Annotated in this window: 6 protein-coding genes; 2 read left to right on the forward strand and 4 right to left on the reverse strand. The window is 72.4% G+C overall.

The features are described 5' to 3' along the window. On the reverse strand, nt 1–544 hold a 544-nt coding region (locus JHD21_RS19885; protein WP_292678833.1), incomplete at its 3' end, for a protocatechuate 3,4-dioxygenase subunit beta. Nucleotides 545–616: 72 nt separating this feature from the next. Here JHD21_RS19885 and JHD21_RS19890 point away from each other — a divergent pair. Continuing rightward, nucleotides 617–1393, forward strand: a complete 777-nt coding sequence (locus JHD21_RS19890) for an IclR family transcriptional regulator (RefSeq protein ID WP_292678837.1) — start codon at nt 617–619, stop codon at nt 1391–1393. Between the two features lie 19 nt (nt 1394–1412). Here JHD21_RS19890 and JHD21_RS19895 read toward each other — a convergent pair whose 3' ends face one another. Both JHD21_RS19895 and JHD21_RS19900 read right to left on the reverse strand, forming a co-directional pair. Then, on the reverse strand, nt 1413–2981 hold the full coding sequence (locus JHD21_RS19895) for a phospholipase D-like domain-containing protein (RefSeq protein ID WP_292678839.1): 1569 nt from the start codon (nt 2979–2981) through the stop codon (nt 1413–1415). 22 nt (nt 2982–3003) lie between these two features. Further along, the gene (locus JHD21_RS19900; RefSeq protein WP_292678842.1) at nt 3004–3651 is read right to left on the reverse strand and encodes a TetR/AcrR family transcriptional regulator; all 648 of its coding nucleotides are present in this window, start codon (nt 3649–3651) and stop codon (nt 3004–3006) included. A gap of 71 nt (nt 3652–3722) precedes the next feature. On the opposite strand from JHD21_RS19900, the gene JHD21_RS19905 reads away from it, so the two are divergent. Further along, nucleotides 3723–4721, forward strand: a complete 999-nt coding sequence (locus JHD21_RS19905; RefSeq protein WP_292678845.1) for an NAD(P)-dependent alcohol dehydrogenase — start codon at nt 3723–3725, stop codon at nt 4719–4721. Here the strand turns inward: JHD21_RS19905 and JHD21_RS19910 are convergent. Beyond that, entirely contained in the window at nt 4711–5397 is a 687-nt protein-coding gene (locus tag JHD21_RS19910) for a VC0807 family protein (protein ID WP_292678847.1), read from the reverse strand. The two genes, JHD21_RS19905 and JHD21_RS19910, sit on opposite strands and share 11 nt — an antisense overlap. Between the last annotated feature and the right edge of the window lie 351 nt (nt 5398–5748).

A 5748-nucleotide genomic window follows, 5' to 3' on the forward strand; every position in this document is an offset into this window, starting at 1 on the left:
CGAACAGCGAGAAGTGGATGTGCGCCGGCCGCCAGGCGTTGCGGTGGTTCTTCCAGGGGTACGGGCCGGGCTTGATCGTGGTGAACCGGTAGCCGCCGTCGCCGTCGGTCAGGCAGCGGCCGGTGCCGGTGAAGTGGGGGTCGATCGCCGCCGGGTGCTGGTCCCGCTTGTGGATGTAGCGCCCGCCGGCGTTCGCCTGCCAGATCTCCACCAGCTGGTGCCGCACCGGGCGGCCGTCGCCGTCCAGGACCCGGCCGGTGACGACCATGCGCTCCCCCACCGGCTCACCGCGGTGCTGGACGGTGAGGTCGGCCTCGAGCGGGTCGACGTCCTGGTGCCCGAAGGCGGGGGCCCACAGCTCGACGCCTTCCGGGTCCGCGTGGTGCAGGTCCTTGGTGGGGTGCCGCAGCAGGCTGCTGCGGTAGGGCGGGTAGTCGAGCCGAGGCTGGGTCTCCGGGTCGGTGGCCGCGCGACCAGACCCGGCGTACGCGTCGCCGACGGCGGCGATCGCCGCGCTGACCTCGGCCTGGGTGGACAGGTTCACGGCAGGGGACGCTAGGTGAGGACTAGCGCCAGCACTAGCGTCGGCTTCCGTTGAGTGGAAGGGTGGGGAGTCATGGCCGGCCGCACCTCCTCCCCCGGCGCCAGCGTCACCAGCCGGGCGCTGGCCCTGCTCGGCGCCTTCGACGAGACGCACCGACGGCTCTCGCTCACCGAGCTCGCCGAGCGGGCGGCTCTCCCGGTCCCGACCGCGCACCGGCTGGTGGCCGAGCTCGTGGACTGGGGTGCGCTGAGCCGGGCCGACGACGGCCGGTACGTCGTCGGGCGCCGGGTGTGGGACCTCGGCCTGCTGGCCCCCGTGCAGACCGGGCTCCGCCAGCTCGCGTCGCCCTACCTGCACGATCTCTACGGGGCGACCTTGGCGACCGTCCACCTCGCCGTGCGCGACGAGCTCGAGGTCCTCTACGTCGACCGGCTGGCCGGGCATGCCTCGGTGCCGGTGGTGAGCCAGGTCGGGTCACGGTTGCCGATCCACGCCACCGGAGTCGGCAAGGTGCTCCTGGCCCACGCGCCGCAGGACGTCCAGGCACGCGTCCTCGGCGCCCGGCTCGCGCGGCTGACGGCGTACACCGTCACCCAGCCCGGATCGCTGCGCCGCCAGCTGGCCCGCGTGCTGCGCGACGACTACGCGACGACGACCGAGGAGATGTCGCTGGGGGCCTGCTCGGTCGCGGTGCCGGTCCGGCGTGACCAGGAGGTCGTCGCCGCCCTCGGCATCGTGCTCCCGCGGCTCGGCAAGGACCGGCCCCGCCTCGTCGCCGCCCTGCAGGTCGCCGCGCGCGGGATCGGCAGGACCCTCAGCGAGCACCCGGCCGGCGACGCGGCGCGCTAGTCGTCGGACCCGACGGGCCTCAGAACTCGTCGCGCCTGCGCAGCGGTCTCGGGCGTCCGTCCGGGTCGTGGAGCAGCTGGTAGGCCGGCGTCGCGGCCAGACGTGCCAGCGGCCCGAGCTCGGGCGGTCCGAGGCGGCGCAGGCGACCGGGCGGCCGAGGACCGACCCGTCCACCGTCGTACCAGGCGTCGAGGGCGGCGGCCGTCTCGGCGTACGCCGTGAACATGCCGGCAGCGTCCAGGCAGTCCGCCACGTCGTCGGGCGACCGGTCCAGGTGCTCGGCGGCAAGCGTCAGCCGGAGGTCGCGGGCGAACTCGCCCGACTCGTCGACCACGACGGCGGACAGCTCGCTGTCGTGGGTCCACGAGCGGCGGTTGAAGTTGTCGGAGCCGATGGTCGCCCAGGTGTCGTCGACCAGGCAGGTCTTGGCGTGCACGTAGACCGGCGTCCCGGCGTGGTTCTCGAGACCGTAGATCGCGACCCGGTCGGGCGCGACGTCGATCATCGACCGCATGGCCCTCCGGCGCCCGAGCAGCTGGGCGGTGCGCGCATACCCCTCGACGTCGGGGTGCAGGGGCACGACGGCGATGACCCGCAGCTCCGGGTGGTCCCGCAGCGCTTGGGTGAAGACGTCGCCGACGTGGTGACCCCACAGGTACTGGTCCTCGACGTAGACCAGCGACCGCGCGCGCCGCACGGCCTTGGTGTAGCCCCGGGCGACGCTGCGCTCGCCACCGCGGGCGAACTCGTAGTCCCTGCCGTGACGCAGGTTGGGGTAGGTGCGGAGGAGCTGGACGACGTGGGTGCCGCCCTCCACCGGGGGCGGCGGCGGCGCCTGCTCCGGCAGCGGGTCCGGTGAGGTGTCCAGCCCGCGCAGCCGGTCCCGGACCAGCAGGATCGGTGAGTGGGTGAGGCTCGTCGGGTCCGCCCAGCGCTCGCGGAAGACGGTCTCGACGTCGTGGACCGCCGGCCCCTCGATGGCGGCCTGGATGTCGTGCCACGGCGGGGTGGCGCCGTACTCCGACGCGAGCGGCTGCGGCTGCGGGTCGCCGAGGTGCTCGGCGTCGTCGCGACGGGAGTGGCACAGGTCGATCCCGCCGACGAAGGCGATGTCCCGGGCGGGGTCGTCGCGGTGCCGGATGACCACCAGCTTCTGGTGGTGGGAGCCGCCCTGCCGCACCCGCATGTCGAGGATGACCTCGGCGCCGCGCTTCTGCAGGGCGCGCCCGAGGTGCAGGTTCTCCTTGCCCGGGAAGCCGATGGAGTCCCGGTGGGAGCGCCAGACCAGGCCACGTACGTCGACGCCGCGCTCGTCGGCCCGACCGAGGACCTCGACCACCTCGCTGCCCGGCTCCCCGGTCAGCCGCTCGTCGGCGTCGCCCTGCCAGTCGGTGAAGAGGACCAGGTCGCCCTCGCGGGTCGCCTCGAGCCGCTCGTGGAGCTCGGCGAAGTACGTCGCTCCGTGGACCAGCGCCCGCACCCGGTTGCCCGAGGACCACGCCTGCCCGTCCGGGTGGCGGGCGTCGAGGCGGGTGGCCGGGTTGCCGCGCTCGGACGCGGAGAGCAACCAGGCCGACAGGTCAGTCACACCCCCACCGTGCCCGTTCGGCTCAGCCTCCACGCCTGCGCAGCACTTCCAGCGCGTCGAGCACCAGCTCGCGGCCGATCTCGAACTCGTCGCCGAAGTCGTAGCCCGGCTGCATGACGTGCTCGGTCGCGATCTCGGTCATGTAGGGATAGGCGCCCTCGAACGTCTCCATGATCTCCCGGGCGACCTCGCCCATCTCCTCCGGTCGGCCGATCGGGAGTGAGGTCTCCTGCACGGCGAAGCCGTACACGTAGCTGTCGATGAGGGCATAGGCGTGTGCCGCGGCCACCACCGAGAACCCGCCCTGGCGCAGCGTGGCCAGGGTCGCCTCGTGCCTGCTCAGCGAGGCGGGCCCCGGGGTCCGGCGCGACTCCATCAGCGCGATCGCCCACGGGTGCCGTCGCAGCGCCGCGCGCGCGGAGACCATCCGGCGGCTGATCTCCTCGCGCCACTCACCCTCGGGCGAGGGCAGGTCGATCTCGGAGAACACCTGGTCGACCAGCCCGTCGAGGATCTCGTCCTTGTTGGCGACGTAGTGGTAGACGGCCATCGGCTTGACCCCGAGCTCCGTGGCCAGCGACCGGATCGTCAGCGCGGCCAGCCCGCCGGTGTCGGCGACGGCGAGCGCGCCGCGCAGGATCCGGTCCCTGGTCAGCGTCTCCCTGGTCATTTCGTACATAGTACGGTAGCGTCACCGTACTTAGTACGTTGACGAGTACGACACCCTCGAAGGGCATCACCATGAGCAGCACCCGGCAGGAGACCGCCACCATGCGCGCAGTCGTCCAGGACACCTACGGGACCTCGGAGGTGCTCGGGCTCGCGGACCGCCCTGTCCCGACACCGAAGGCCGACCAGGTGCTGGTGCGGGTGCACGCCGCCGGTCTCGACCGCGGGACCTGGCACCTGATGACCGGGACGCCGTACGCCGTCCGACTGGCGATGGGCCTGACTCGCCCCCGCCAGGCGATACCCGGCCGCGACCTGGCCGGTGTCGTCGAGGCCGTCGGAGCCGACGTCACTCGCTTCGCGCCCGGGGACGAGGTGTTCGGCATGGGGACCGGCACGTTCGCCGAGCTCGCCGTGGCCCCCGAGGGCAAGCTCGCTCCCAAGCCGGCGAACCTGACGTTCGCCGAGGCCGCGGTCGTGCCGATCTCGGCCGGCACGGCACTCCAGGCGCTGGACGGCGGACGGTGCGCGGCCGGCCAGCGGGTGCTGGTGACGGGAGCGTCCGGCGGCGTCGGGTCCTACGTCGTGCAGCTCGCGGCGGCCATGGGCGCCGAGGTGACCGGCGTCGCGAGTGCCGCGAAGCTCGACCTCGTGCGGTCGCTGGGGGCCGCGCACGTCCTCGACTACGCGGTCGACGACTTCGCCGACGACGCGCAGCGCTACGACCTCGTCATCGACATCGCGGGGAACCCGTCCGTGCGCCGCCTGCGCCGGGCCCTCACCAGCTCCGGGTCGGCCGTGGTCGTCGGCGGCGAGGACTCCGGCAAGATCCTCGGGATGTCGCGTTCGCTGCGGGCGGTCCTGACGTCGCCGTTCGTCAGCCAGCGGCTGACCATGACCGTCGCCAAGGAGCGGGCCTCCGACCTGGCCCTGCTGACGCCGTACCTCGAGAGCGGCGCGGTCGTCCCGAGCATCGACAGGACCTACCCGCTGGAGCAGGCTCCCGAGGCGATGGCCCGGCTCGAGGCGGGCGAGGTGCGCGGCAAGATCGCGATCTCGGTCAGGACCTGACCGGGACCCGCTCCGGACGCGGGGCGAGCATGCCCTCCTTGCGGGCCACCAGCACGGCGGCGGCGATGGTCGCCGCGGTCGCCAGCACGTTGAAGGACACGACCGAGACGCCCTGGACGAGCACGAAGGTCTCGAGCGACTGCGAGTGCAGCAGCCACAGCACGAAGACCGCCTTGCCGATGCACAGCGTCGCCCACATCAGGGTGAGGTTGCGGAACAGCCGGCGGACCCGGGGACGCAGCGAGAGCTCGTGGTCCATCGGGTAGAAGTCACCGGCGAGTCGGGCCACCATCGGCCGAGCCGAGGCGAGCGACAGCAGGAACGCGGTGCCGACGACGACGTCGCTGATCACCGGCTGGAGGAAGTAGAGGAACGTGCTGTTGGCGGCCAGCGCGATGGCGGTCCGGCCGGTCAGCACGGTGGCGGTGAGGATCAGCAGCCCGGAGGCACGACGGCCGGTCAGCGCACGGAACGCGATCGCGCCGTACGCCCAGCCGAGCGCCGCGATCATCGCGGTCCAGACCCCGGCGGTGGCGAAGAAGACGTAGAAGAGCGCGATCGGCACGACGCACGCGACCAGCAGGCTCTGCGCGACCCGGCGCACGATGTCGCCGAGGTGCGGACGAATGACAGGCTCCGGCCCGGCCTCGGTGGGGGAGAGCCGGGCGGGAGCCATGTGCCCGACTCTCGTCGACTCTGGGGCGCCGTGGGACCCGAATGGGAGAACGGAGGCCAACTGGTCCTGACCTGTTCGTCCACCGCTCGGATACGTTTCGGCCGTTCTCGCCCGTGACGAGACGGACGGTCCTATCCTGTCGGCGCTGCCCGAGACTTGGCTCACCTAGAAGTACTCCAAAGTCTAGTTGTTCACTTGCAATTGCAAGGAGTGTACGCAGCCGGGCGTCCACCCAGGACACCACACCTCCCGCCGATACCCGCAAACGGCAGCTGTCATCCTCCGATCACTCCCGCCGGGGTCGGTGTCTGATCCAGGGCTGGTCGGTCTGGGTGCGGTGTCGTGGTGGTG

Origin of the sequence: Nocardioides sp. (assembly GCF_016462705.1) — a bacterium.
GTDB lineage: Bacteria > Actinomycetota > Actinomycetes > Propionibacteriales > Nocardioidaceae > Nocardioides.